This is a genomic window from Paraburkholderia sp. MM6662-R1, assembly GCF_050436245.1.
In the GTDB taxonomy this organism is placed as follows: Bacteria; Pseudomonadota; Gammaproteobacteria; order Burkholderiales; family Burkholderiaceae; genus Paraburkholderia; species Paraburkholderia tuberum.
In genome coordinates, this window is the sequence record NZ_JBNDLV010000001.1 from 114,884 (window position 1) to 140,250 (window position 25,367).

General features: G+C 64.1%; 19 protein-coding genes and 3 pseudogenes. 10 read left to right on the forward strand and 12 right to left on the reverse strand.

Going from position 1 to position 25,367, the window contains the following annotated elements:
* Nucleotides 1–56: 56 nt before the first annotated feature.
* Both OKW39_RS00475 and OKW39_RS00480 read left to right on the forward strand, forming a co-directional pair.
* Nucleotides 57–203, forward strand: a pseudogene (locus OKW39_RS00475) (NAD(P)-dependent oxidoreductase); the annotation flags it as partial.
* 93 nt (nucleotides 204–296) lie between these two features.
* Nucleotides 297–1,889 (forward strand): ABC-F family ATPase, encoded by a 1,593-nt coding sequence (locus tag OKW39_RS00480; protein WP_090800503.1) that lies wholly within the window; start codon nucleotides 297–299, stop codon nucleotides 1,887–1,889.
* Nucleotides 1,890–1,996: 107 nt separating this feature from the next.
* Here the strand turns inward: OKW39_RS00480 and OKW39_RS00485 are convergent, their stop codons facing one another.
* Both OKW39_RS00485 and OKW39_RS00490 read right to left on the reverse strand, forming a co-directional pair.
* Nucleotides 1,997–2,200: a DUF1289 domain-containing protein gene (locus OKW39_RS00485; RefSeq protein ID WP_090800501.1), complete on the reverse strand. Its 204-nt coding sequence runs from the start codon at nucleotides 2,198–2,200 to the stop codon at nucleotides 1,997–1,999.
* A gap of 123 nt (nucleotides 2,201–2,323) precedes the next feature.
* Nucleotides 2,324–2,914: pseudogene (locus tag OKW39_RS00490) on the reverse strand (divalent metal cation transporter); the annotation flags it as partial.
* A gap of 658 nt (nucleotides 2,915–3,572) precedes the next feature.
* Here OKW39_RS00490 and OKW39_RS00495 point away from each other — a divergent pair.
* The 4 genes from OKW39_RS00495 (at nucleotide 3,573) to OKW39_RS00510 (ending at nucleotide 7,674) form a co-directional block, all read left to right on the forward strand.
* Nucleotides 3,573–4,673: a polyamine ABC transporter substrate-binding protein gene (locus OKW39_RS00495; RefSeq protein WP_176078949.1), complete on the forward strand. Its 1,101-nt coding sequence runs from the start codon at nucleotides 3,573–3,575 to the stop codon at nucleotides 4,671–4,673.
* Between the two features lie 90 nt (nucleotides 4,674–4,763).
* A complete protein-coding gene (locus OKW39_RS00500) occupies nucleotides 4,764–5,930 on the forward strand; it encodes an ABC transporter ATP-binding protein (RefSeq protein WP_429561801.1) in 1,167 nt (388 codons plus the stop codon).
* Entirely contained in the window at nucleotides 5,927–6,859 is a 933-nt protein-coding gene (locus OKW39_RS00505; protein ID WP_429334741.1) for an ABC transporter permease subunit, read from the forward strand. Before OKW39_RS00500 ends, OKW39_RS00505 begins: the two co-directional genes overlap by 4 nt.
* Nucleotides 6,856–7,674, forward strand: a complete 819-nt coding sequence (locus OKW39_RS00510; RefSeq protein WP_090805341.1) for an ABC transporter permease subunit — start codon at nucleotides 6,856–6,858, stop codon at nucleotides 7,672–7,674. Before OKW39_RS00505 ends, OKW39_RS00510 begins: the two co-directional genes overlap by 4 nt.
* A 247-nt stretch (nucleotides 7,675–7,921) precedes the next feature.
* On the opposite strand, the gene OKW39_RS00515 is transcribed toward OKW39_RS00510, so the two are convergent.
* Entirely contained in the window at nucleotides 7,922–9,412 is a 1,491-nt protein-coding gene (locus OKW39_RS00515) for a flavin-containing monooxygenase (RefSeq protein WP_429561802.1), read from the reverse strand.
* Nucleotides 9,413–9,624: 212 nt separating this feature from the next.
* Here OKW39_RS00515 and OKW39_RS00520 point away from each other — a divergent pair, with 212 nt between their 5' ends.
* On the forward strand, nucleotides 9,625–10,293 hold the full coding sequence (locus tag OKW39_RS00520; protein WP_429561803.1) for a TetR family transcriptional regulator: 669 nt from the start codon (nucleotides 9,625–9,627) through the stop codon (nucleotides 10,291–10,293).
* Nucleotides 10,294–10,386: 93 nt separating this feature from the next.
* Here OKW39_RS00520 and OKW39_RS00525 read toward each other — a convergent pair whose 3' ends face one another.
* The 4 genes and pseudogenes from OKW39_RS00525 to OKW39_RS00540 all read right to left on the reverse strand — a co-directional run bounded on the left by OKW39_RS00525 (nucleotide 10,387) and on the right by OKW39_RS00540 (nucleotide 14,100).
* The gene (locus OKW39_RS00525) at nucleotides 10,387–11,568 is read right to left on the reverse strand and encodes a tetratricopeptide repeat protein (RefSeq protein WP_429334738.1); all 1,182 of its coding nucleotides are present in this window, start codon (nucleotides 11,566–11,568) and stop codon (nucleotides 10,387–10,389) included.
* Nucleotides 11,569–11,729: 161 nt separating this feature from the next.
* Nucleotides 11,730–12,411, reverse strand: a pseudogene (locus OKW39_RS00530) (PspA/IM30 family protein).
* A 479-nt stretch (nucleotides 12,412–12,890) separates the two neighbouring features.
* Nucleotides 12,891–13,556, reverse strand: a complete 666-nt coding sequence (locus tag OKW39_RS00535) for a hypothetical protein (protein ID WP_090805334.1) — start codon at nucleotides 13,554–13,556, stop codon at nucleotides 12,891–12,893.
* 370 nt (nucleotides 13,557–13,926) lie between these two features.
* Nucleotides 13,927–14,100 carry a hypothetical protein gene (locus tag OKW39_RS00540; protein WP_167368657.1) on the reverse strand — a complete coding sequence of 58 codons (174 nt, stop codon included), beginning with the start codon at nucleotides 14,098–14,100 and terminating at the stop codon, nucleotides 13,927–13,929.
* Here OKW39_RS00540 and OKW39_RS00545 point away from each other — a divergent pair.
* Nucleotides 14,099–16,600, forward strand: a complete 2,502-nt coding sequence (locus OKW39_RS00545; RefSeq protein WP_090805333.1) for a penicillin-binding protein 1A — start codon at nucleotides 14,099–14,101, stop codon at nucleotides 16,598–16,600. The two genes, OKW39_RS00540 and OKW39_RS00545, sit on opposite strands and share 2 nt — an antisense overlap.
* 82 nt (nucleotides 16,601–16,682) lie before the next feature.
* On the opposite strand, the gene OKW39_RS00550 is transcribed toward OKW39_RS00545, so the two are convergent.
* Nucleotides 16,683–17,042 (reverse strand): hypothetical protein, encoded by a 360-nt coding sequence (locus OKW39_RS00550; RefSeq protein ID WP_184022689.1) that lies wholly within the window; start codon nucleotides 17,040–17,042, stop codon nucleotides 16,683–16,685.
* Between the two features lie 15 nt (nucleotides 17,043–17,057).
* Nucleotides 17,058–17,813: a hypothetical protein gene (locus OKW39_RS00555; RefSeq protein WP_090805330.1), complete on the reverse strand. Its 756-nt coding sequence runs from the start codon at nucleotides 17,811–17,813 to the stop codon at nucleotides 17,058–17,060.
* A 343-nt stretch (nucleotides 17,814–18,156) separates the two neighbouring features.
* On the opposite strand from OKW39_RS00555, the gene OKW39_RS00560 reads away from it, so the two are divergent.
* Nucleotides 18,157–18,486, forward strand: coding sequence for a DUF2489 domain-containing protein (locus OKW39_RS00560; RefSeq protein WP_429561804.1), 330 nt, complete (start codon nucleotides 18,157–18,159; stop codon nucleotides 18,484–18,486).
* Nucleotides 18,487–18,661: 175 nt separating this feature from the next.
* On the opposite strand, the gene OKW39_RS00565 is transcribed toward OKW39_RS00560, so the two are convergent.
* Genes OKW39_RS00565 through OKW39_RS00575 form a run of 3 tightly spaced genes read right to left on the reverse strand, consistent with a single transcriptional unit; the run spans nucleotide 18,662 to nucleotide 24,521 of the window.
* The gene (locus tag OKW39_RS00565) at nucleotides 18,662–20,227 is read right to left on the reverse strand and encodes an efflux transporter outer membrane subunit (protein WP_429561805.1); all 1,566 of its coding nucleotides are present in this window, start codon (nucleotides 20,225–20,227) and stop codon (nucleotides 18,662–18,664) included.
* A 20-nt stretch (nucleotides 20,228–20,247) separates the two neighbouring features.
* Entirely contained in the window at nucleotides 20,248–23,376 is a 3,129-nt protein-coding gene (locus tag OKW39_RS00570; RefSeq protein WP_429561806.1) for an efflux RND transporter permease subunit, read from the reverse strand.
* Nucleotides 23,373–24,521, reverse strand: coding sequence for an efflux RND transporter periplasmic adaptor subunit (locus OKW39_RS00575; protein WP_090805325.1), 1,149 nt, complete (start codon nucleotides 24,519–24,521; stop codon nucleotides 23,373–23,375). Before OKW39_RS00575 ends, OKW39_RS00570 begins: the two co-directional genes overlap by 4 nt.
* A gap of 218 nt (nucleotides 24,522–24,739) precedes the next feature.
* Between OKW39_RS00575 and OKW39_RS00580 the strand changes: the two genes are divergently transcribed.
* Nucleotides 24,740–25,357 carry a TetR/AcrR family transcriptional regulator gene (locus tag OKW39_RS00580; protein ID WP_090805323.1) on the forward strand — a complete coding sequence of 206 codons (618 nt, stop codon included), beginning with the start codon at nucleotides 24,740–24,742 and terminating at the stop codon, nucleotides 25,355–25,357.
* The last annotated feature ends 10 nt before the right edge of the window (nucleotides 25,358–25,367 follow it).

The window sequence follows — 25,367 nt, forward strand, 5'->3', positions numbered from 1 at the left end:
CGCGGCGGGTGGCGGATTTCGGCGAGGCGGGCGGGGGGCGGACGGCGCGGCGGGGGAGCGCCTACGAGGCCGGCACGCCGATGCCGGTCGCGTCGACGGTCCAGCAATTGCTGCGACTGGGTGCCGCGATGGGGCTCGCCGACGCGGATTTTTCGGCCTTCATCGACATTCTGCAGACGCCGCGCGGCGGCTCGAGCGGGTGACGCGGGCCGCACCGGAACAACTGTCCGGTTGAAATCTCCAAACCTGCTAAAATATTAGGTTTTTCGCCGATATCACATTCAAAGGGACGCGCTGTGCTGTCTACTGCCAATATCACCATGCAATTCGGGCCGAAGCCCCTCTTCGAGAACATTTCGGTCAAATTTGGGGGAGGGAATCGCTATGGCCTGATCGGTGCGAACGGCTGCGGTAAATCCACCTTCATGAAGATTCTCGGCTCGGATCTCGAGCCCAGCTCGGGCAACGTGATGCTCGAGCCGAACGTGCGTCTGGGCAAGCTGCGCCAGGACCAGTTCGCGTACGAAGACGTGCGCGTGCTCGACGTCGTGATGATGGGCCACGCCGAAATGTGGGCCGCGATGACCGAGCGCGACGCGATCTACGCAAACCCCGACGCGACCGACGACGACTATATGCACGCGGCCGAACTCGAAGCGAAGTTTGCCGAGTACGACGGCTACACGGCCGAAGCGCGCGCGGGCGAGCTGCTGCTCGGCATCGGCATCGCGATCGAAGACCACAACGGCCCGATGAGCAACGTGGCGCCCGGCTGGAAGCTGCGCGTGCTGCTCGCGCAGGCGCTGTTCTCGAAGCCGGACGTGCTGCTGCTGGATGAGCCGACCAACAACCTCGACATCAACTCGATCCGTTGGCTGGAAGATGTTCTCAACCAGTACAACTCGACGATGATCATCATCTCGCACGACCGGCACTTCCTGAACCAGGTCTGCACGCACATGGCCGACATGGACTACGGCACGCTGAAGGTCTATCCGGGCAACTACGACGACTACATGCTAGCCAGCACGCAGGCGCGCGAGCGTCAGCAGGCCGCCAACGCGAAGGCGAAGGAGCGCGTGGCCGATCTGCAGGACTTCGTGCGCCGCTTCTCGGCGAACAAGTCGAAGGCGCGCCAGGCCACCAGCCGTCTGAAGATGATCGACAAGATCAAGATCGAGGAATTCAAGCCGTCGTCGCGGCAGAACCCGTTCATCCGCTTCGAGTTCGAGAAGAAGCTGCACAACATCGCGGTGGTCGCCGACAGCATCTCAAAGAAATACGAGCGCTCGATCTTCAATAACTTCAGCATCAGCGTGCAGCCGGGCGAGCGCATCGCGATCATCGGCGAGAACGGTGCGGGCAAGACGACGCTGCTGCGTTCGCTGCTCGGCAATCTGCAACTCGACCACGGCACGGTGAAGTGGGCGGAAAACGCCAACGTCGGCTACATGCCGCAAGACACGTACGAAGAGTTTCCGGGCGACGTCACGCTGATGGACTGGATCGACCAGTACCGCAAGGAAGGCGACGACGAGCAGATGGTGCGCGGCACGCTCGGCCGCCTGCTGTTCAATGCGGACGACATCCGCAAGTCGGTCAAGGTGCTGTCGGGCGGCGAGAAGGGCCGCATGATCTGGGGCAAGCTGATGCTGGGTCGCCACAACGTGCTGCTGATGGACGAGCCGACCAACCACATGGATATGGAGTCGATCGAGTCGCTGCAGATCGCGCTCGACAAGTTCGACGGCACGCTGATTTTCGTCTCCCACGACCGCGAGTTCGTGAGCGGCCTCGCGAACCGGATCATCGAAGTGAAGACCAATGGCACGCTGAACGACTTTGGCGGTAACTACGAGGACTTCCTGACGAGTCAGGGCGTGCAATAAGCGCTTCGGTTCACGCTGATCGAATCGCGTCACAGCAAAAAGCCCGCTTCGTCGAAGCGGGCTTTTTTTATGGTCGCGTCAACGTGCGATGCGCGCAACGAACACCCTCACACCTTGTCGTTCTGAAACCGCATCGCCGTGCCTTCCCGTTCGATCCGAGTCCAGATCGCGCGCTTTTCCTCGTCGCTCAGAAACACCCAGTTCGACACTTCGGTGGCGGTGCGGCCGCAGCCTTTACAGACCTCGTCGAAGAGCGTGGAGCAGACGCCGATGCACGGGCTGTCGGGAAGATCGTGGAGATTCGAAGTCATCGGAAACCTTGAGGCGGGGAGGCGAAGTCCCGCTATGTTAACCGATGCGCGCCGCGCGCCTTGCATGCGTCGCTCAGCGTCGTGCGAACTTCATGTCAATTGCGCTGACCTTTGCGTCTGCGATCACGCCGAAGTCGCCAGTTGCCACATCAGCGCGCCATTGAGCGCAATGATGAACGCCGCCGACAGCCATGACAGCACGAGCGGCACGCCGTGCACGCGCCAGCCGCGCATCAGCGCCGCATCGGACGCGCAGCGGATCAGCGGCACGACCGCGAGCGGCAATTGCAAGCTCAGCACGACCTGGCTCGCGACCAGCAACTGATTCGAGCCATGCTGACCGAACACGCCTACCGCGAGCAGGGCCGGCCCGATCGCGAGCGCACGCGTGAGCAGCGCGCGTTTCCAGCGCGGTAACCGCAGCCGCAGGAAGCCCTCCATCACCGTCTGACCGGCCAGCGTGCCGGTGACGGTCGCGCTGAGTCCACACGCGAGCAGCGCCGTCGCGAACAGGATGCCGGCCCAGCGGCTGCCGACGAGCGGCGCGATCAGCCGATGCGCATCGGCCAGATCGGTCACGTCGCGATGACCGCTGGCATAGAACACGGCCGCCGCGACGATCAGCAGCGCCGCGTTGATCACGAACGCGAACGCAAGCGAGCCGAAAGTATCGAGATTGACGACGTGCAGCGCGGCCTTGATCTGCGCGTCGCTGCCAGGTCGCGACCGCGATCAGCGCGCCCGCGCCGAGGAACGAGAACCAGTGCGCGGGACGCATCGGCTCGCCCGGCAGGCGCCGGCGCCGGTCTGGACGCATCGCGAAAGGATTGGTGTTGATCGTGCCAGAGCTTGTGGGAAACGCATCCTGTTGCAAGTCACATGCCCATCGCACGCGCGCAGCGGCGGGCCGGCCATCGCGCGACGACGTCGCGCAATACGCATCAAAAGATCATGATAGGAGCATTCGAGCCGTCGTGGCGGCGCCGCGGCGCATGAAAGGCGCGCCGGACGCCGACGCGGCTCTGCACCGGCAAGCACCGTCCGGCACTCGCGCGCGCCAGAGCGGCGCACCGCCCAGGTGTGAGCCAACGCCGAGCTGACAACCAGATAACAGCGACGCGATGAAACCCTCGCAGCCTGTGCCCAGCGCGGATAAAGCGCGGCCGACGTCCGCGTATTTTTCGGTAGACACGGGCCGATAACCCGTTAAAATTTCGCCCATTTTGCAAGGGTGCGGCCAGAGCCTGTACCGTTTGCGCGACAGCTCCGGGTTTTTTTTTGTGTGGGCAATAATTGGTGGTAGTTTTCGGGGTTTTCAGGGGACCGTGCGGGCGACGGCGCGGCTTGAGTGACGAGAGGATCGGAGAACGGGATGAACAAGCGGATAGTGGGGCATATGGCGGCGCTGATCTTGTGCGCGGCGCCGTGGTTGACGGCCGCTGCGAAGGATACGCAGCTCAACGTGTATAACTGGTCCGACTACATCGCGAAGGACACGATACCGAACTTCACCAAACAGACCGGCATCCAGGTCAAGTACGACAACTACGACAGCGACGACACGCTGCAGGCGAAGCTGCTCGCCGGCAATTCGGGCTACGACATCGTCGTGCCGACCAGCAACTACGCGGGCAAGCAGATCGCCGCGGGCATCTTCGAGCCGCTCGACAAATCGAAGCTGCCGAACCTGAAGTACCTCGACCCGTCGCTGATGGCGCTCGTCGCCGGCGCCGATCCGGGCAACAAGTACGTGGTGCCCTGGGCGTACGGCACGACCGGCCTCGGCTACAACGTGACGAAGGTCCAGCAGATCCTCGGCAAGGACGCGCCGCTCGATAGTTGGGACATCCTGTTCAAGCCCGAATACATCTCGAAGCTCAAGGCCTGCGGCGTGTCGGTGCTCGACGCGCCGGACCAGATGTTCGCAGCCGCGCTGCACTACATAGGCAAAGACCCGATGAGCACGAACCCGGCCGACTACCGCGCCGCGCTCGCGATGCTGAAAAAGATCCGCCCGTACATCACGCAGTTCAACTCGTCGGGCTACATCAACGACCTCGTCGGCGGCGACATCTGCTTCGCGTACGGCTGGTCGGGCGACGTCGTGATCGCCAAGCATCGCGCGATCGAGGCGAAGAAGCCGTACAAGATCGAGTACTTCGTGCCGAAGGGCGGCGCGCCGGTGTGGTTCGACGTGATGGCGATTCCGAAGGATGCGAAGCACAAGGAAGCCGCGCTCGAGTGGATCAACTACATCGAGACGCCGCAGGTGAACGCCGCGATCACCAACGCCGTGTACTACCCGAGCGTCAATATGGCAGCGCGCAAGTACGTGGACAAGGACGTCGCGAACGATCCGGCCGTGTACCCGTCGCCGGAAACCATCAAGACGCTGTTCCTGTTGAAACCGCTGCCGCAGGAAATCCAGCGGCTGCAAACGCGGCTGTGGACCGAGTTCAAGTCCGGCCGCTAAGCGCGACAACAAACAGATAAGCAGCCTATGAAGCCCTCGGTGTTCACCGGGGGCTTTGTTCGTCAAACGCCGGAGTGAAGCAGCATTATGATGAGTATTGACCAGCCGGGCGCGCTGGCCGCGACGGCCGTGCCGTCGACGGGCTTGAACGCCGTGACGGGCGACGCAGCGGAGCAGTTCATCCAGATCGTCGATGTCGTGAAGAAGTTCGGCGAGACCGTCGCGGTCAAAGGGGTCAATCTGACGGTGAAGAAGGGCGAGCTGTTCGCGCTGCTCGGCAGCTCGGGCTGCGGCAAGTCGACGTTGCTGCGCATGATGGCCGGGCTCGAAACCGTGACGTCGGGCAAGATCCTGATCGATGGCGAAGACCTCGCGCAACTGCCGCCGTATCGCCGGCCGGTCAACATGATGTTCCAGTCGTACGCGCTCTTTCCGCACATGACGGTCGAGGCGAACGTGGCGTTCGGCCTCAAGCAGGAAGGCGTGCCGAAGGCCGAGCTGAAAGACCGCCTGCACAACGCGCTCGAACTCGTGCAGATGGGCCGCTTCGCGAAGCGCAAGCCGCATCAGCTGTCGGGCGGGCAGCAGCAGCGCGTTGCGCTCGCGCGCTCGCTCGTCAAGCGGCCGAAGCTGCTGCTGCTCGACGAGCCGATGTCGGCGCTCGACAAGCAGATCCGCCAGCGCACGCAGATCGAGCTCGTCAACATTCTCGACCAGGTCGGCGTCACCTGCATGATGGTCACGCACGATCAGGAGGAAGCGATGACGATGGCCAACCGCCTCGCCGTGATGAGCGAAGGCCAGATCGTGCAGCTCGGCACGCCGCATGAAGTCTACGAGTACCCGAACAGCCGTTTCTCGGCGGAATTCATCGGCTCGACCAATCTGTTCGAAGGCCGCACGGTCGAGGACGAGCCCGATCACGTGTTCATCGAAACGCCGGATCTGACGTGCCATTTGCACGTCAATCACGGCATCACCGGTCCGCTAGGCATGCCGGTGACGATCTCGGTGCGCCCCGAACGCATCGCCCTCACGCGTAAGCCGCCGGAGGGCGCCTACAACTGGGGCAGGGGCGTCGTCACGAATATCGCGTACATGGGCGGCTATTCGCTGTATCACGTGAAGCTCGACGGCGGCAAGACCGTGATCGCGAACGTGACGAGCCTGGCGCTCACCGAAATCGATCCGCCATCCTGGGGCGACGAAGTCTACGTGCGCTGGAGCGCATCGGCCGGCGTGGTGCTGACGTCATGAGAGAGGCGCTTTCGTCGTTTTTCGCGTGGCCCGTGCGGCGTCTGAAGTTCAGGGGACGCACCGCGGTGGTGGCGGGGCCGTTCATCTGGCTGCTGCTGTTCTTCCTCGTGCCGTTCCTGCTGGTCGTGAAGATCAGCTTCGCCGATTCGCAGCTCGGCATTCCGCCGTACACGCAGCTCGTCACCTTCGCGGAAGGCGCGCTGCACATCACGCTGGACCTGTCGCACTACGCGTTTCTGTTGACCGACAGCCTGTACTTCGCGACCTATGTGAATTCGGTCGTGGTCGCGGCGATTTCGACCGTGCTGTGTCTGCTGATCGGCTATCCGATGGCGTACTACATCGCGCGCTCCAATCCGGCCACCCGCAATCTGCTGATGATGGCCGTGATGCTGCCATTCTGGACCTCGTTCCTGATCCGCGTGTACGCATGGATCGGCATTCTGAAGAACAACGGGCTGCTGAATAACTTCCTGATGTCGGTCGGCCTGATCCATTCGCCGATCGAGCTGTATCACACGAACACGGCGGTCTATATCGGCATGGTCTATTCGTACCTGCCGTTTCTCGTGATGCCGCTGTACGCGCATCTCGTGAAAATGGACCTGACCTTGCTGGAAGCCGCCTACGACCTCGGCGCGAAGCCGTGGAAGGCGTTCTGGCAGATCACGCTGCCGCTGTCGAAGAACGGCATCATCGCCGGCTGTCTGCTGGTGTTCATTCCGGCGGTCGGCGAGTACGTGATTCCCGAGCTGCTCGGCGGCGCGAACACGCTGATGATCGGCCGCGTGATGTGGAATGAGTTCTTCGACAACGCCGACTGGCCGATGGCGTCCGCCGTCACATGCGCGATGGTGTTGCTGCTGCTGGTGCCGATGGCGCTGTTCCAGCATGCCCAGGCGAAGGCATTGGAGGAGGGCCGCCAATGAAGCCGAATCGCATGCTGCAGCTGATCGCTCTGGGCATCGGCTTTCTGTTTCTGTATATCCCGATCGTCAGCCTCGTCGTGTATTCGTTCAACGAATCGCAACTGGTGACGGTGTGGACGCGCTTCTCGACGCGCTGGTACGCGGCGCTGTTGCAGGACGGCGAGCTGATCACGTCGGCGTGGCTGTCGCTGCGTATCGGCCTGCTCACGGCGTTCGCGTCGGTGATCATCGGCACGTGGGCCGGCTTCGTGCTCGCGCGCATGGGGCGCTTTCGCGGCTTCACGCTGTACACCGGCATGATCAACGCGCCGCTGGTGATCCCCGAAGTGATTCAGGGCATCTCGCTGTTGCTGCTGTTCATCGAAATGGCGCGCTGGATCGGCTGGCCGGCCGAACGCGGCATCTTCACGATCTGGATCGGTCACGTGATGCTGTGTATTTCGTACGTCGCGATCATCGTGCAATCGCGCGTGCGCGAACTGCATCCGTCGCTCGAGGAAGCCGCGCTCGACCTCGGCGCGACACCGCTGCGCGTGTTCTTCTTCGTCACGCTGCCGCTGATTTCACAGGCGCTGGTGTCGGGCTGGCTGCTGTCGTTCACGCTGTCGATCGACGACCTCGTGCTGTCCGCGTTCCTGTCGGGTCCCGGCTCGACGACCTTGCCGCTCGTCGTGTTCTCGCGCGTGCGACTTGGTCTGAATCCGGAGATGAATGCGCTCGCGACGCTGTTCATCGCGGTCGTCACGGTCGGCGTCGTCGCGGCGAACTTCTTCATGCAGCGCGCGGAGCGCAGGCGGGCCGTGATGGCGGTTTGAGCTTGCGCGACGCGCGGGCATCGCGCGCCACGCGTGATCGAACTGGAAATCGCGGCCCTCACTTCTTCTGACGATAGCGATGATCGAGTCCCTTCTGCGCGTGCTGGACTGGCAGCCGCTCTATCGGCTGTGGGAACTGATCGTGATCATCGCGAAGTTCCTGTGGGAGCTGTTGCAGCTGCTGAGCGGTGGCGGGTAACGAATGCGCCGGCCCATGCCCGCGGCGCCGGATTGCCATTGTGCGGACTCAACGCGCGAAGCGGTAATCCTGCGGCCGCACGCGGCGCGTACGCTTGCGAAAGCTGAACGTGAAGCCGGGCCAGATCGCGGTGACTTTGCCGCTCTGCGTTTGATACCAGCTGTGGCAGCCGCTCGTCCACACTGCGTCCCGCATCTCCTGTTGCAAACGCGCGTTGAAATCGCGCTGCACGTCGGCGCGCAAGGTCATCGTGCGCGCATTCTGTTTGCGCAGCACGCGCAGGCAATCGCCGATATACCGCAGTTGCGACTCGATCATGTAGATCATCGAGTTATGGCCGAGCCCCGTGTTCGGGCCGACGATCATGAAGAAGTTCGGGAAGTTCGCGATGCTCGTGCCGAGATAGGCCTCGGGGCCATCGCGCAGCCATAGCGTGCTGAGGTCGGTGCCGTCGAGGCCGGTCACTTCGAACGGCGCGGGCACGTCGTTGACCTGGAAGCCGGTGCCGCAGATGATCGCGTCCGCGTGATGGTGCACGCCGTCGTCGGTCACGATGCCATCGGCGACGATCTCGCGGATACCGCTCGTCACGACGTCGACGTTCGGCTGACAGACGGCCGGGTAATAGTCGCTCGACAGCAGCACGCGCTTGCAGCCGAGCCGGTAGTTCGGCGTGAGCTTCGCGCGCAGCGCCGGGTCCTTGACGCGTCGCTGCAGATAGCTGAGACCGAACTTCATCGGCATCTTCATCAGCTTCGGATTGACGACGAACGCGATCCCACGCGACTCGAGCTGCCAATAGATCGCGCTGCGAACGAAGCGCTGCGTGAACGGCAGCGTACGGAACAGCCATTGCGCGCGCAGGCCGATCGGCTTGTCGCGCTTCGGCATCACCCACGGCGCGGTGCGCTGGAACAGAGCCAGATGCGCGACGCGCGGCTGGATTTTCGGCACGAACTGGATCGCGCTCGCGCCGGTGCCGATTACCGCGACGCGTTTGCCGTCGAGCGGATAGGCGTGATCCCAGCGCGCCGAATGGAACAGCTTGCCCTCGAAACGTTCGATGCCGGCGATGCGCGGCAGCGCGGGACGCGACAGCGGACCGTTCGCGGCGATCAGCACGTCGGCCTCGACGATTTCGCGCGCGCCGTTCGTATCGAGCTCGACGAGCCAGATCTGCCGCGCTTCGTCGAAGCGCGCGGCGCTCACTTTCGCATTGCAACGCACGTAGCGATCGACGCCGTACTTGCGCGCGCAGTGCTGCAGATACGCGAGAATTTCGGCCTGGCTGCTGAACGAGCGCGACCACGCCGGATTCGCCTCGAACGAAAACGAATAGAGATGCGAGGGGACATCGCAGGCCGCACCGGGGTAGGTATTGTCACGCCACGTGCCGCCGATGCCGCTCGCGGCCTCATAGACCGCAAACGACGTGATGCCCATTTGCTGCAGACGGATGGCCATGCCGATGCCGGCAAAGCCACTGCCGACGATCGCAATGCTCAGCGCGGTGGATGAAGCGGAAGGGGCAGGCGTCACGGCGGTCTCCGGCACGGGGCGAAAGCGGCGGGTGAAACGATAGCGGCTATGGCGCGCTGGACTCGCGCGGCGCGACGGGCAGGGGCGAAATCGCGCGTCTACAGCTGTCTACACACGGCTTAACGCGCAGGGTAGACAACTGTACACATCGCGTCAAGATCGTTTAGAGTGCAGCTATTAAACGCGCATACCGCGCGACGATTGAACGCACGATGACGACCGTCCCCGACGCAGCGTCCGTCGCCGGCCCGGAGTTGCCGCCCGGCAAGCGCAAGCTGATCGAGGCCGCGCTGCGGTTGACCGCCGGCGGCCGCAGTTTCGCGAGCCTCGGCTTGCGCGAGCTCGCACGCGAGGCGGGGCTCAATCCGAACACGTTCTACCGCCATTTCAGCGCGCTCGACGAGCTTGCGCACGAAGCCGTCGCCTCGGTGAGCCGACGGCTTCGGCCGATGCTGCGGCGCGAGCGCTGGCTCGCCGCGCACGACGAACCGCACAGCGTGCCGCGGCGCGCGTGCGTCGCGTTTTTTGCGTTCGCGCTCGCGAACCGCGAGGCGTTCCTGAGCGCGCTGGCCGAATACCACGGCACGTCGCCGGCTTTGCGCGAAGCGGTGCGCGCGAACCTGCACGAGGTGTCGGCGGAGATGGCGGACGACGTCGTGCAGCTCGAATTGATGCGGCGACTCGCGCGCGAGACCGTCGACGAGGTCTGCACGCAGATCGTGCTGCAACTGTTTCATCTATCCGCTGAATACATCGATGCGAACGCCGCGCGCCGCGACGCATTGATCGATTACGCGGAACGTTTCATCGTGCGGCTGTTTGCGGGGGCGGTCGTGCTCGCGCAGCACGAGGGTAGCCAGGCGGAGTCGGCGCGGGCCTGACCTGAACGAAGGCGGCACACAAAACCGGCAGGCAAAAAACAGGCTCCGCGAAGGAGCCTGTCTTTTCATTCGACGCGGATCGATCGGGTTCGATCAGGTATCGGTCCAACCGCCGGAATCGTCGTTGCTGCCCATGTCGATGCCGCCGCTGCCGTCATCGTTCCAGTCGTTCGAACCCTGACCGAAGTCGACGCCGCCGCCGTTTCCGCCGTCGTTGCCGCGCTGGCGCAGTTCGTCGGGGTCGACGACCACGTCGCGCTCGACTACGCGGTCACGCCCGTGACTGAGCGCCTCGCCAAGCAGCACGCCCGTCAGCAGACCGCCCATGCCGCCACCCATGCCACCGCCTTGCTGCACGATGACCTGCGGCTGCTGCTGATAGGGACCCTGTTGCGGATAAGGCGGTTGCGGGTTGCCGAAGCGCTCGGCTTCCTGCGCGTACGTCGATTGCTGAGCGCTGCCCACGGACGCGGCGGTCGGATCGGGCCGGCCGTCGGCGCGAGCGCGCAGGCTCGCGATGCGCTGCTCGAACTCGTCGAGTGCATAGGGCGGCAGCGGATTCTTGCCGTTCGACAGCGTTTCGACGGCGCCGCGCAACTGTTCTTCGGTCGCTTCGACGTCTTTCTCGAGCAACTCGTGACCCGGCGCGGCGGACAGCTTCACGTCGAGCTTGATCGACCGCACCGTGTTGAGCATGTCGGTGGCGCGCTTCAATTGCGCGCGGCGGTCCTCGTCGGCGCGCGTGTCCTCCTGGCTGCGCGCGCGGCGCAAGGTCCAGCGCAGCACGAGCGCGATCACCGCGATCAGAACAATGATACCGATCCACATACCCACCCCCGGACCATGCCGTTGTTGCGCTTGCGACATCATCGCCGACTGTTGCTGCACAGCAGGCGCATTCTGCTGCGCGAACGGATTCGCGGCGTGACGGGTGACGTTGCCGCCCGCGCGTTCCGCGTCGCGGCGCAGGCGCGCTTCGGTTTGCGCGAAGCGGCTCGGGTCGGTGAAGCGGACCTGCGGATCGAGCGTCTTTGCCTGTTGGAGCTGCGCGAGCGCGTCGGCGGAACGGCCTTCGCGATCGAGCACCTGGGCGTACAGATAGTGCGCGTGTGCGTTGTTCGGATGCGCTTGCAACACTTCGGTGAGGCCGGCGTCGGCCTGCTGCCAGTTGCCCTGCGACATCGCCGATTCGATTTGCTGGGCGGTCGGCACCGCGAACGCCGCGGCCGACACGAGCAGCAGCGAAGCGAAGGCGGTTGCGAAAAGTTTTTTCATTTGCGGACCGGGCGGGGCGCGCCCGTCTCCATCAGTCGATTGCGGTGGCTGCCTGTGGCGGCCGGTATGCCGGTGCGTTCAGAAGCGAGCGCGCCGGCATGTACTGCTACTGCTGTCATTGCTGCGTGTACTTGCTGCGAGGAAGTACACGCATCCAGCATTTACTGCGCCGGCGTATTGAGCTGCTTCTTCAGCGCTTCGAGCCGATCGTCGACGGACGGGCCGCGGTTCAGATCCGCGAGCTTGTCGTCGAGCGCCTTGCCGCTTTTTTCGTCGGCGGAGTTCAGACGTGCGTCGGAACGCGCGTTCGACAGCGCGACTTTATCTTCGAGCTTCTGGAAATCCTCGGACAGGTTCTTGCCGCCGATGCCGCCGAGTGCGGTGGCCGCGGTATCTTTCGCCTGCGCGATCTGCTGCTTGGCTTGCAGGATGTTCGAGCGCGCGTTCAGGTCGTTGCGGCGCGTGCGCATGTCCTCGATCTGGCTCTTCAGTTGCGCGACCGACGGCTCCAGCGAAGTCAGTTCTTTGGTCAGCGCATCGCGTTCGGCGTTCGGCCGTGGCCTGCGCGCCGAGCGCTTCACGCGCGAGCCCTTCGTCGCCGGACTGCAGCGCACGGCGAGCACCGTCTTCATACTTCTTCGCCTTGTCCGCGGCAACATCGCGCTTGCTTTGCTGGGTGGCGACCTGCGCCTGAATCTCGATCAGCGAGTTTTCGGCCTTGCCGATGCTGTCGTCGAGTTCGCGCACGATCTGGCGCGAGTCGCGCGACGGATCCTGCACCGAGTCGGCCGCATCGTTCAAAAGACCTTTGAGCGTGCGCGAAATGCTGTCAAAAAGCGACATGAAAAACCTCCAGAGAATGTGAGCGGCGCCGACGATGCGTGCGCGCCTGACTGCCTTGAACTACTGCTACTTTACGCCGCCGTGCGCCATGCTGCGCAACGTTCGGACCGGAGTTCGGGGCGCACTTGCCAATTGCAATAGCGCGGTCCGTTTTGGTTGAGGCGCAATGCCGGTTGAGGATTGCCTCGATGATGGAAAGCCGCGATGGGCATGGACTTGACGGCGGATCATGGACTTGACGGCGGATATTACACCACCGGCTGTCTTAAAGACGGCTTAATCGATGCGGCTTCCCGAAGGCTCGAACGATGCGCGAAAAGTCGCTGTTTGCGGGTGTGGGCGGGCGTTACCGAGCGGCGTTTCACGCAGGTGTCACTGATGTAACGATATGCAACGGGGACTCGTTGCGTACGCTCGCCTGCTCGCTCGGATGCAGTGATTGCGGCTCGGTGCGCAGTAATTTTCCGTCACGCTTTGCGTCACGCGAAACGGCCGCCTTCGGCGCTCGGGTCGCTGTGCGGTTCGTCGTCGTCGGAGTCCTGGTCGTTGGGACGGCGCTTGAGTGAGTTGCGCAGACGCGCCGACGTGCCGGGCAGCCGTTTCGACGCGGCGTTGTCGATTGCGTCCGCTTCGGCGTTTTCCGCGTTTTCGGCGGCTCGTGCTGCCGTCAGACGCGCGACGGCTTCGGCGGTGGCCGCGGCCTGTTCGTCCTGCTCGGCGGCGAGCGCGGCGGCGACGCCCGCGGGAAGCAGCGGGGCGGGGGCATCCACAGCGTCGGTCACGGGAGCGGGGCGACCGGCTTGCTGCCTCGAGGGCGAAGCCACGGCATCGGCCGCTCCGGCAGCCGCCGGCGCCGCCGCGTCTTTCTCATCCGCTTGCAGCGCTACCGGCAGCGCTGCGCGCGCATAGCGCGTACCGCGCGCGACGCGCTGCAGCGCCGCGTTCAGCGGATCGGGCGCGCGCGGCGCGCGCAGCCGGTCGACGATGCTCGCGGCCTTGACCTGTTCGCTGGTCGCGCCGAAACTCAGCACCGCGCGCCGCATCAGTTCACTCACGCTGATGCCCAGATCCTCGGCAGTCGCGGTGATCGCACGTTTCTGCGCGGCCGTGACGAATACGACGATGCGCTCACTGGGCTTGGACATGATCGACTCGCAGTCTTGTTAGCATGGGCGGATCGGCGCGTGCCTTCGGATACGGTGTCGGAACCCGTCATCGGAACTGCCGTTGGATCCCGCCGTTGGGGTCCCCGTCGCGCGCATCGAGGGACGCGCGCGGGGTTCATCATATGACGAGTTGCGCCGCCACGGAACAAGCGCGGTGCGAAAATCCCGTGACATCAACGAGTTGTAGTGTTTGCGGCCGGTTTGTCCACAGCCCTTTCAACAGAAAATGTTGATAACCCCGCATAAGCTGCGCGTCGCGCGCTGCGCGAAATTACAGACCCTTACTAGGAAAAGGCGGCGGCAAAGGGAATTCTTACAAAAAAACTGCCTTGGACCGCTGCCGATTTCTTTAAAATGCGCTGTTACGTTGCGCCGGACATGGTCCGAGGCGTGCCGTGCGGCCGGCCGGGGGCAAGGTCCGCAGGGCGGCGTACGTCCCGGCCAGGATGTCGAACACGACCCATGCGCGCGCCGCGAGCGCGTGCAGACAGGCGCGCAGTTGCGGGCCCATTATTCCAGTCATGCCAATCATCAAACGACCGCATTCCTCGAACTCTCCGGCCGGTGAAGACCGGGACTCCCACCAACGCACCCCTGGACGCAATGCCGCCTCGCGCGAGCCCGAGCGCGGCCGTCGTTCGATCGGCGCGTCGCTCGTGCTGTGGTTCTTCGGCCTGATCGCGACCGTCGTCGTGGTCGGGGCGCTGATCGTCGGCTATGCGCTCGTCGTGATGGGGCCGCAATTGCCGTCGCTCGACGCGCTGACCGACTATCGCCCGAAAGTGCCGCTGCGCGTCTACACCGCCGATCACGTGCTGATCGGCGAATTCGGCGAGGAGCGGCGCAGCCTCGTGCGCTTCCAGGACATCCCCGACCAGATGAAAAAAGCGGTGCTCGCGATCGAGGACTACCGCTTTTACGAACACGGCGGCGTCGACTTCGTCGGCATCCTGCGCGCCGGTTTCGCCGACCTTGCGCATGGCGGCGCGTCGCAGGGCGCGAGCACGATCACGATGCAGGTCGCGCGCAACTTCTTCCTCTCCAGCGAGAAGACGTACACGCGCAAGATCTACGAGATGCTGCTCGCGTACAAGATCGAGCGCGCGTTGACGAAAGACCAGATCCTCGAGCTGTACATGAACCAGATCTATCTGGGCGAGCGCGCGTACGGCTTCGCCGCGGCCGCGCGCGTGTACTTCGGCAAGGACCTGAAGGACCTCACGCTGGCGCAGGCCGCGATGCTCGCGGGTCTGCCGAAGGCGCCGTCCGCGTATAACCCGGTCGTCAATCCGAAGCGCGCGAAGATCCGTCAGGAGTACATCCTGCGACGCATGCTCGAGCTGAACTACATCACGCAGCAGCAGTACGACCAGGCCGTGAAGGAAGAGATTCACACGAAGAATCCGGGCAACGAGTACAGCGTGCACGCCGAGTACGTCGCCGAAATGGTGCGGCAGATGATGTACGCGCAGTACAAGGACGAAACCTATACGCGCGGCCTGAACGTGACCACCACGATCGATTCCGCCGATCAGGACGCCGCGTATCGCGCGGTGCGCAAGGGCGTGATGGACTACGAGCGGCGCCACGGCTATCGCGGACCGGAAGGCTTCGTGCAGTTGCCCGAGGCGGGCGACGACCGCGACCAGACGATCGACGACGCGCTGACCGATCACCCGGACAACGGCGAGATCATCGCCGGCGTGGTGACGGACGCGAGCCCGAAGCAGGTGGCCGCGCAACTGGTCGACGGCACCCAGGTGACGGTGTCGGGCGACGGCCTGCGCTTCGTCGCCGCGGCGCTGAGCCCGCGCGCGAACGCGACGCTGCGCATCAAGCCGGGTTCGATCGTGCGCCTCGTCGCCGACGACAAGGGCAACTGGCAGATCACGCAGCTGCCGCAGGTCGAGGGCGCGCTCGTGTCGCTGACGCCGCAGGACGGCGCGATCCGCGCGCTGATCGGCGGTTTCGACTTCAACAAGAACAAGTTCAACCATGTAACGCAAGCATGGCGGCAGCCGGGTTCGAGCTTCAAGCCGTTCATCTATTCGGCGGCGCTCGACAAGGGGCTCGCACCGGCGACGATCATCAACGACGCGCCGCTGTACTTCCCGCCGAGCACGCCGGGCGGCGACGCGTGGGAGCCGAAGGACGACGACCAGCCTGATGGTCCGATGTCGATGCGCCTCGCGCTGCAGAAGTCGAAGAACCTCGTGTCGATCCGCATCCTGTCGTTCATCGGCACCAAATACGCGCAGGACTTCGTTACGCAGCGCTTTGGCTTCGACGCCGACAAGACCCCGCCGTACCTGCCGATGGCGCTGGGCGCGGGCCTCGTCACGCCGCTGCAGTCGGCGGGCGCGTACTCGGTGTTCGCGAACGGCGGCTACCGGATCAATCCGTATCTGATCAACGAAGTGACTGACGCGCGTGGCGTGGCGATCTCGCGCGCGCAGCCGCTCGTCGCTGGGCACGACGCGCCGCGCACGCTCGAGCCGCGTAACGCATACATCATGAACAGCCTGTTGCACTCGGTGGCGACCGCGGGTACGGGCGCGGGCACCAACGTGTTGAAGCGCTCGGACCTGCAGGGCAAGACCGGTACGACCAACGACGCGAAGGACGGCTGGTTCGCCGGCTATCAGCAGTCGCTAGTGGCGGTCGCGTGGATGGGCTACGACCAGCCGAAGAGTCTCGGCAGCCGCGAATTCGGCGCGCAGCTCGCGCTGCCGATCTGGGTCGAGTACATGCAGCGCGCGCTGCGCGGTGTGCCACAGGCCGAGCCGCAGCAACCCGACGGTGTGACGGTGATGAACGGCGAGCTGTTCTTTACCGACAAGTTGCCGGGGCAAGGCTTCGTCGCGAGCATCGGTCTCGATTCGGGCAATCCGATGGCCGGCGCGACCGATGCGGTGGGCGGGGTCGGCCCGGCGGGCATGACGCCGCCGGTGGTGCCGCCGCCGAGCGTGTCGACGACCGAGAAGAAGCAGATTATGGATCTGTTCGAGTCGAACAAGCCTTGATGTCTCGGATGGCGGGTGCGCGGTGGGCCACGGATTCTTAAGCGATGCGGGCACCGGCCCGCTCTCGCCGCATACCGTCATGTCAGCGGCGAAACACCTCGACGCGAGGCACATCGTCGGAAAAAGCGGACTGAAGTGCCCACTCCTCGTAGCGTTTCGCGCCGGCAAGATGCTCCGATAGCTTCATGGTCAGATCATGCCAGGCTGAATCGCCTTCCGGCACGGTCATGGTACGGCCATCGTCTAGCCGGACGAGCAATACGATCGAATTTCCAATCGATTGTTCTGACCGCGTAGCGACGATTTCGCAAATATCTTCCCAGGCAATGTGTTGCTCGCCTTGCTGATTTGTCACGACGAGACCCTTATCGCTCAGGGATAGAGCGAAGGAGAATCTGCGTGACGGCAGGCGTCCTAGCAGCCAGGAGTTGATCCGGCTCATTATCATGTCGTAGCTCTATTTCCATTTGATTGGGGCGAGGCGCCAGATATTCTCTGCGGCCTCCTTGCCGACATGGTGGCCGAGCCAGCTCGCCATCATTCCACCGGCAATACCCCCCAGCACAATTGCCCCGCCTTCCGCCAACTCTCCTACGACCGGAATCATCAACGATGGCGCGGCCCATGTGCCAGCCCATGCCGCGCCAGCCGCCGCACCTGCCCACATGCCTCCCGTGCCCGCTGCCAATCCACCGATGGCTCCTGCAAATTCCTCAGTCGCTACTCGCGCTTTGTCCTTCTGCGGCGCTTTCTCGATGACTACGCCGACGGCAACAATCTCAATCACGATGCCGGCGGACCCAGCCATCCGGCCTACAAATGCGATACGGTTAACGACAGACCGCGTTTTGCCGACGCTCAGCAGAACCGCTTCTATATTGCCTTTTTTTCGAAGCAGGGTGTCCAGGGTTGGCAAATTTTTGGATGGTTTGAGCGCCTCAGAGTAAAAGCGCCCGAATGGACTTAGACGCCTGCGCATTTCAATCACCAAACCGTTGCGTTGCACTTCGACCAATTGTCTGGCTTCCTCGTGAGTGATATTCCCACGCTGAAGGAGTCGCTTGGCCTGTTGCTGAATTACGGAATTCGTCTTGTCATAGATGTGTCTTGCATATCCGTCCCAAGCCATATTCGCGGCGACGGGAAACTGAATGTTAACTACATCCGAAACTTTAGCTGTATAGCTGTATCGTGTTCTACTTTGATCTGCCATTATCTAACTCGCATTGAGAAAATCGAAAATCTTGCATAGTCTATATGGCGAATCATCCTAAAATTGCGGCGATAGCTACCGTGACCTAAGCGCACTGTGCGCGGCAACCGTGACTCAAGGCAGTGCGCGGGTAGCCCAAAACTGGACGGAAAGGAAACGCACGAAAAAAGTATGAGCAAGTGTTAAATAACGGGATGCAGATCCAACGCAAATCATCGTCATGACCTCGGATATTGATGATATCTCCAATCGAGAGCCCTTTTTCGCGATTCTGATACAGTTCTATTCACCACAGACTCACGATGGGCGTCCGATCGATCTTTGAAATAGACAACGGTTTGAAATGAACGAAAGTGAAACCTTTGAGCATCGCCGTTTAGTGGCAGTGGCACAGGCAATGTTGGACGGCAATCTATTCGTTCTTGAAGGGGCGGCGCAGCTACTCGCTCTTAAGAATCAGTTAGACGGGATTGCCGATCGCGATCCGCACTTTGATGTCTTCGTCGTCATTCGATCAGAGACCGATCATTTGCCTTTCGAAGCGCAACGGTCGCAGTGGCTATCTGAGGCGCTTGCTCGTCTTGAGCCCGAGTTCAAAAGCTCGCAAGAGTGGGCAAGCTCTTTCGCGCCTCAAGCATGCATCGATCTGATAGCACGATTCAGTGATCGATAAACACCGTTGAGGCGCTGCAGAGCACGTGTACTGTGGCTTGCTTCTGATTCGTTTCGCACCGTACAAACAAATCGTATTAGGTTCAATGCGTTAGCCCGTTGTTCAGACAGTTTTCAACAGGTTCATCAACACGAACTGGGGATAAGTGCGCCGCGTTCCGTACGGAATCCGAGACTTAGTTGGATGTCACCGTGTTCGTCGTCCCAACCGATGCAGGCGCAGAAGCCGAAGTCGCCGCAGCCGATGATGCGCCTGCCTGATCAACCGGCGGATTCCCCATCGCCTGAAACAGCGCGGCCGTATCCGTCAGCCGCGCGCTCATATAGCGGATCTCATCGAGCTGCGCGTTGCGCCATTGCTGCTCGCTCGAACGCGTCGCGGCGACGGGCAACGCGCCGAGCCGATAGCGCGCCGAGGTCTCGTTGAACACACCCTGTGCCGAACGCGCGGCAACGTTCGCGGCGTCGAGCGACTGCGCGTCGTGCTCGAGTGAGGCGAGCGTGTCGGCGACGTTCTGAAACGCGGCCAGCACAGTCTGTTTGTACTGCGACACGCTCGCTTCATACGTGTGCTGCGCCGCGCGGCGCTGCGCGAGCAGCGCGCCGCCGTGAAACAGCGGTTGCGACAGCGACGCGCCGATGCTCCAGATGGCCCCCGCACCGGACATCGCGACCGGCCAGCTAAACCCGCCTTGTCCCATCGATGCCGACAGCGACAGACTCGGGAACATCTGCGCGGTGGCGACGCCCACATCGGTCGCAGCGGCCTTCAGCGCGGCGTCGGCGGCCTCGATGTCAGGCCGCGTGCGCAGCAGCTCCGACGGCACCACCACCGGCACCTGCTCCGGCACATGCAACTGCGCGAGATCGATGTCGTCGGGCGCGGCATCGGGTGTGCGGCCAAGCAGCACCGCGAGCGCGTGACGCGTAGTGAGCCACTGTTGCTTCAGCGCCGGCAGACTCGCCGACACGCTCGCCGCGCTCTGCTGCGCGTTCAGCAGATCGGCATGCGATACCGCACCGAGCGCGAAGCGCCGCTCGGTATCGCGCGCCTGATCGTTGGCGAGGACCACGAGCCGCTCGGTCGTATCGACCTGAGCATGCAGCGCGGCGCTCGTGATCGTCGCGGTCACGATGTTCGCGGCGAGCGCGCGCCGCGCCGCCTCGAGCTGGTAGACCTGCACGTTCACGCGCGCGGCGAGCGCCGCGTTCGCGAGCCGCGCGGCGCCGAACAGATCGAACGTGTAGTGCGCCTGCAACTGGCCGACGAACACGTTGTACAGAAACGTGTTCGGTCCGATCTCGGGGATCGCGAGCGCGCGATTGCGGGTGGCCTGGCCGCCGGCGTCGATGGTCGGCAGCAGCGAGCTGCCGACCTGCGCGCGCAATTGCTCGCGCGCGGCCGCGAGACTGCGGTCGGTCGCGTCGAGCGTCGGACTATTGCGCAGGCCTTCGTCGACGAGCGCGTTCAGCGCATCCGAGCGGTACAGCTTCCACCATTCGGGCACCGGCTGCGCGCCGGTCACGAACTGCTGCGAGACGCCCTGCGCAGTCACGGTTTGCGTCGGTAGCGGCTCGGCACCGTAGTGCGCGGGCTGCGGCATCGCGGGCGCATCGCCGTTCGGTCCGAACGAGCAAGCGCCGAGCATGCAGGTGATGCCGGCGATGCTGGTGGCAAGCGTGGTACGGGCCAGCGCGTCGAAGCGCGCGCGGCGGTGGCAGGATAGGGCGGGAATAGTCATGCTCGTGCTCATGCTCATGCTCAGTTACCCGTGTGCGTGGCGCCGGCACCGGACGGCGTCTGCGGCTCGCGCTCGTCGGCGCGTACGCGGAACGACGCGGCGTACAACGCGGGCAGATAGAACAGCGTGAGGATCGTCGCGCTCGTGATGCCGCCCATCAGCGCGGTGGCCATCGGCCCGAAGAAGTTCGAGCGCAGCAGCGGGATCAGCGCGAGCACGGCGGCCGCGGCGGTCAGCGTGATCGGCCGGAACCGCCGCACGGTCGCGCCGACGATCGCATCGAAGCGCTTGTGCCCCGACGCAATGTCCTGCTCGATCTGATCGACGAGAATCACCGAGTTGCGCATGATGATGCCGAACATCGCGATCACGCCGAGCATCGCGACGAAACCGAACGGCTGGCCGAACAGCAGCAAGGTGAGCACGACGCCGATCAGGCCGAGCGGCGCGGTCAGCACGACCATCAGCACGCGCGCGAAGCTTTGCAGCTGGATCATCAGCAGCGTGAGCACCGCGATCACCATGATCGGAATCTGCGCGTTGATCGAGGTTTGACCCTTGGCGCTTTCCTCGACGGAGCCACCGATCTCGATCCGGTAGCCGACCGGCAGCGTCGCGCGGATCGGCGCGAGCGCGCGGTCCACCGCGTGCGTGACGTCGATGCCTTGCGCGCCGGCCGCCACGTCCGACTGCACGGTGATGGTCGGCTGACGGTCGCGTTCCCAGATCACGCCGTATTCGAGGTCGTTGCGCAGATGTCCGAGCGTGCCGAGCGGCACCGGGCCGTTGGGCGTCGGCATCGCGAGCGCGGTCAGCCGCGACGGGTCGACGCGTTCGGCGCGCGGCGCGCGCAGATCGACGCTGATCAGCTTGTCGCGCTCCCGATACTGCGTGACCGTGTAGCCGGACATCGTCATCGCGAGGAAGCTGGCGATGTCTTCGGACGTCACGCCGAGTTCGCGCGCGCGCTTCTGGTCGATCTCGAAGCGCACCGAGCGCTCGGCGGGTTCGTCCCAGTCGAACTGCACGTTGCGCGTGCCGCGATTGGCGCGCATCGTCGCGGCCACGCGTTCGGCGATCGAGCGCACGGTCGCGATGTCGTCGCCGCTCACGCGGAACTGCACCGGATAGCCGACCGGCGGCCCATTCTCGAGGCGCGACAGGCGCGTGCGGATCGCCGGGAAGTTGTTGAGCAACTCCGGTTCGAGCCACTGCGCGAGCTTCTCGCGGTCCTTGACCGACTTCGCGGTGATCACGAACTGTGCGAAGTTCGGCTGCTGCAATTGCTGATCGAGCGGCAGATAGAAACGCGGCGCGCCGGTGCCGACGAAGCTGACTGAGTGATCGATTTCAGGCCGGCCTTTGAGAACCTGTTCGAGGCGCTGCGCCTGGCGCAGCGTTGCATCGAACGACGCGCCTTCGGGCAGCCGCACATCGACCAGCAACTCCGGCCGGTCCGAGCTCGGGAAGAACTGCTGCGGCACGAGCGAGAAGCCGGCCATCGCGAGCACGAACAGCAGCACGGTGATCGCGAGCACGACGAAGCGCCGCTCGATGCACCAGCCGATCCAGCCGCGCAAGCGCGTGTAGAAGCGCGTGTCGTAGATGTCATGTTCGTGATCGTCAGGCTCGTGCGCATGGCGCTTGCGCTCGGGCAGCATGTGATAGCCGAGCAGCGGAATCAGCACGACCGCCGCGAGCCACGACGCGATCAGCGCGATCGCCGACACCTCGAAGATCGAGCGCGTGTACTCGCCGGTGCTCGACTTCGCGAGCGCGATCGGCAGGAAGCCGGATACGGTGACGAGCGTGCCGGTCAGCATCGGAAACGCGGTGCTGGAGTACGCGAAGGCCGCGGCGCGCGTGCGGTTCCAGCCTTGCTCGAGCTTCACCGACATCATTTCGACCGCGATGATCGCATCGTCGACGAGCAGGCCGAGCGCGAGCACGAGTGTGCCGAGCGATACCTTGTGCAGGCCGATATCGAACAGGTACATGCACAGCGCGGTGACCGCGAGCACCACCGGAATCGAGATCACGACCACCATGCCGGTGCGCACGCCGAGCGACACGAGGCTCACGACCAGCACGATCGCGACCGCTTCGGCGACCGCTTCGAGGAAGTCGTCGACCGAGCGCGCGACCGCGTGCGGCATGCTCGATACTTCGACGAGATTCAATCCGGCGGGCAGCGCGGCGCGCAGTTGGGTCATCTGCTGATCGAGCGCGCGGCCGAGGCGGATCACGTCGCCGCCCGGCTGCATCGTCACGCCGATGCCGAGCACGGGTTTGCCGCCGAAGCGCATCTGCGTGACGACCGGGTCGTCGTAGCCGCGCTTGATCGTCGCGATGTCGCCGAGACGCAACGTGCGGTTGTTGATGCGGATCAGCGTGTCGGCGAGCGCGGCCACGTCGTTGAACTGGCCGCTCGGGCGCACGAACACGCGGTCGTCCGTGGTGGTCAGCGTACCCGCGGGAGCGATCGTGTTCTGCGCGTTGATCGCCTGCCCAAGCTGTTGTGGCGAGATGCCGAGACGCGTCAACTGCGTGTTCGCGATCTCGATGTAGATGTGCTGATCGGGATCGCCGAAATAGTCGACCTTGCCGACGCCCGGCACGCGCACCAGCACCGAGCGTAGCTGGTCCGCGTAATCGTGCAGTTGCGCGGCGGAAAAGCCGTCGCCTTCGAGCGTGTAGATGTTGGTGTAGACGTCGCCGAATTCGTCGTTGAAGAACGGGCCCTGGATGCCCGGCGGCAAGCTCGACGCGATATCGCCGACTTTCTTGCGCACCTGGTACCACGTCTCGGGCACCTGGCTCACCGGCGCCGAGTCCTTCATCGTGAAGAAGATCAGCGATTCGCCGGGACGCGAGTAGCTGCGCACAAAATCGATGTACGGCGTTTCCTGCAGCTTGCGGCCGATGCGATCGGTCAGCTGCTCCTGCACCTGGCGCGCGGTGGCACCCGGCCAGAACGTGCGGATCACCATCACGCGGAACGTGAAGGGCGGGTCTTCCGACTGCGCGAGCCGCGTGTAGGCGAGGATGCCGAACGCGGTGGCGAGCGCGATCAGGAATACGACCAGCGCCTGATGACGCAGTGCCCACGCGGACAGATTGAAGCGTCCTTCTTCGTGCGACGTGCTCATGAAGCGAAGTCCTCGGGATGCAGCGGCGCGATCGCGCGGACTTTCTGGCCGGCGCTCACGGTGTGCACGCCTTGCAGCACGACGCTTTCGCCATCTTTCAGGCCATCGCTGACGACGAACGTGCGCTCGTAGTAGCGCGTGACGGTCACGCGACGCAGCTCGAGCGTGTTGTCCGCGGCGCGCACGACCCACACGGCCGGTTCGCGCCCCTCGTGAAACAGCGCGGTGACCGGCAGCGTGAACACGCCGTGCTGCGCGGCCGCCGCGGCGAGCGGCACGGCCGGCGTGACGTCGGCGGTCATGCCGAGGCGCACGTCGGCGCCGGCATCGAGCAGGGTCAGACGCGCGCGCCAGGTGCGGCTCTGCGGATCGGCGGCCGGCGACAGCTCGCGCACGCGTGCGCCGAGCTTGCGGCCCGGCAGCGCGGCGAGCGTGACGCTCGCGTTCCGGCCGACCGCGAATGCGGCGAGCGCGCTTTCGGGCACGTCGCACAGCACGTCGACGTCGCCGCTCCACGCGAGGTTGTAGACGGCCTGACCCGCCGACACGTTCTGGCCCGTGTCCGCCTGTTCAGCCGTGATGACGCCCGCATGACCGGCGACGAGCGTCGTGTACTGCAGCTGGTTCTTCGCGAGTGCCGCCTGCTGCTGCGCCTGATCGCGCTGCGCGAGCGCGGACGCGTAGGCGTTGGTGGTCTGTTCGAGCTGCGCGGGCGCGATCAGGTTTTCTTTGGCCTGCGCCCTGTCGCGTTCGAGCTGCTGCTGCGCATAGACGAGGTTGTGCTGCGCGGCGTCGAGCTGCGCCTGCGTGCTCGCGGCGTTTTTCTGCGCATCGGCCGGGTCGAGCAGCGCGACGACTTCGCCGCTTTTCACCGTGTCGCCGAGCCGTACCCGCCGCTCGATGATCTTGCCGGCGACGCGGAACGACAGCGGCGTCGAATAGCGCGCCTGCACTTCGCCGGGCAGCGACGCCGCCTGCAGCGCGTGGCCGTCCGCATGCACGGCGAGCGCGACCACCGGGCGCGGCGCGGGCGCCGCGGCTTCCTTCTTCGAGCAGGCCGCGAGCACTAGCACGCCCGCCAGCGCCAGCGCGCAGGTCTGCCTGGAGAAACCGCGGTGAGAGGATGGGGGAGACTGCTGGCGCATCGCTGACGATGCAGGAGAACCGGGACGCTTCACAATTACCCCAACTGGAGACAGCGAACGAACACGGCAAGCCGCGCGGCCCGCCAGCGAAGACCCGCATGCCGCGTCATGCTAATGGCATACAGGAATGGCTTTGAATGACGAAGCGCATTCTAATACACTCATGTATCTGAATGCATAGATGGATTTGAATTCTTTTGGGTGCTAGGCTTGCGGCCATGAAACGTCAAAGACTGACAAGAGAGCAGAGCAAGGACCAGACGCGGGAGCGGCTGCTCGATGCCGCGCAGGCAATTTTCATGAAGAAGGGCTTCGTCGCGGCGAGTGTCGAGGACATCGCGGCGGCGGCCGGCTATACGCGCGGCGCGTTCTATTCGAACTTCCGCAGCAAGACCGAGCTGTTTCTGGAGTTATTGCGGCGCGATCACGAAGCGATGCAGGCGGGCCTGCATGCGATCTTCGAAAGCGCGGCGTCGCGCGAGGAGATGGAGGCGCGCGTGCTGCGCTACTACAGCTCGCTGCATCGCGAGAACAAGTGTTTTCTGTTGTGGGTCGAGGCGAAGCTACTGGCGGTGCGCGACGGCCGTTTCCGGCTGCGCTTCAACGCGTTCATGCACGAAAAGATCGAACAGTTGAGCGCCTATGTGCGCGAGTTCTCGGAGCGCGTGGGCACGCCGATGTCGATGCCGCCCGAGCAACTCGCGATCGGCCTGATGGGTTTGTGCGACGGCGTGCAGTTCTTCTACACGGTCGATCCGCAGAATGTCCCGGCGGAGATGGCCGAAACGGTGCTGGCGGGGTTTTTCTCGCGCGTGGTGTTCGGGCGCGATGCGTAACGGTAGGCGT

Excerpts from the sequence above, each read along its gene's own strand:
- OKW39_RS00485 (WP_090800501.1), bottom strand. The coding sequence starts at position 2,200 with ATGACTTCGAATCTCCACGATCTTCCCGACAGCCCGTGCATCGGCGTC.
- OKW39_RS00495 (WP_176078949.1), top strand. The coding sequence starts at position 3,573 with ATGAACAAGCGGATAGTGGGGCATATGGCGGCGCTGATCTTGTGCGCG.
- OKW39_RS00500 (WP_429561801.1), top strand. The coding sequence starts at position 4,764 with ATGAGTATTGACCAGCCGGGCGCGCTGGCCGCGACGGCCGTGCCGTCG.
- OKW39_RS00505 (WP_429334741.1), top strand. The coding sequence starts at position 5,927 with ATGAGAGAGGCGCTTTCGTCGTTTTTCGCGTGGCCCGTGCGGCGTCTG.
- OKW39_RS00510 (WP_090805341.1), top strand. The coding sequence starts at position 6,856 with ATGAAGCCGAATCGCATGCTGCAGCTGATCGCTCTGGGCATCGGCTTT.
- OKW39_RS00520 (WP_429561803.1), top strand. The coding sequence starts at position 9,625 with ATGACGACCGTCCCCGACGCAGCGTCCGTCGCCGGCCCGGAGTTGCCG.
- OKW39_RS00525 (WP_429334738.1), bottom strand. The coding sequence starts at position 11,568 with ATGAAAAAACTTTTCGCAACCGCCTTCGCTTCGCTGCTGCTCGTGTCG.
- OKW39_RS00535 (WP_090805334.1), bottom strand. The coding sequence starts at position 13,556 with ATGTCCAAGCCCAGTGAGCGCATCGTCGTATTCGTCACGGCCGCGCAG.
- OKW39_RS00545 (WP_090805333.1), top strand. The coding sequence starts at position 14,099 with ATGCCAATCATCAAACGACCGCATTCCTCGAACTCTCCGGCCGGTGAA.
- OKW39_RS00540 (WP_167368657.1), bottom strand. The coding sequence starts at position 14,100 with ATGACTGGAATAATGGGCCCGCAACTGCGCGCCTGTCTGCACGCGCTC.
- OKW39_RS00550 (WP_184022689.1), bottom strand. The coding sequence starts at position 17,042 with ATGAGCCGGATCAACTCCTGGCTGCTAGGACGCCTGCCGTCACGCAGA.
- OKW39_RS00555 (WP_090805330.1), bottom strand. The coding sequence starts at position 17,813 with ATGGCAGATCAAAGTAGAACACGATACAGCTATACAGCTAAAGTTTCG.
- OKW39_RS00560 (WP_429561804.1), top strand. The coding sequence starts at position 18,157 with ATGAACGAAAGTGAAACCTTTGAGCATCGCCGTTTAGTGGCAGTGGCA.
- OKW39_RS00565 (WP_429561805.1), bottom strand. The coding sequence starts at position 20,227 with ATGACTATTCCCGCCCTATCCTGCCACCGCCGCGCGCGCTTCGACGCG.
- OKW39_RS00570 (WP_429561806.1), bottom strand. The coding sequence starts at position 23,376 with ATGAGCACGTCGCACGAAGAAGGACGCTTCAATCTGTCCGCGTGGGCA.
- OKW39_RS00575 (WP_090805325.1), bottom strand. The coding sequence starts at position 24,521 with ATGCGCCAGCAGTCTCCCCCATCCTCTCACCGCGGTTTCTCCAGGCAG.
- OKW39_RS00580 (WP_090805323.1), top strand. The coding sequence starts at position 24,740 with ATGAAACGTCAAAGACTGACAAGAGAGCAGAGCAAGGACCAGACGCGG.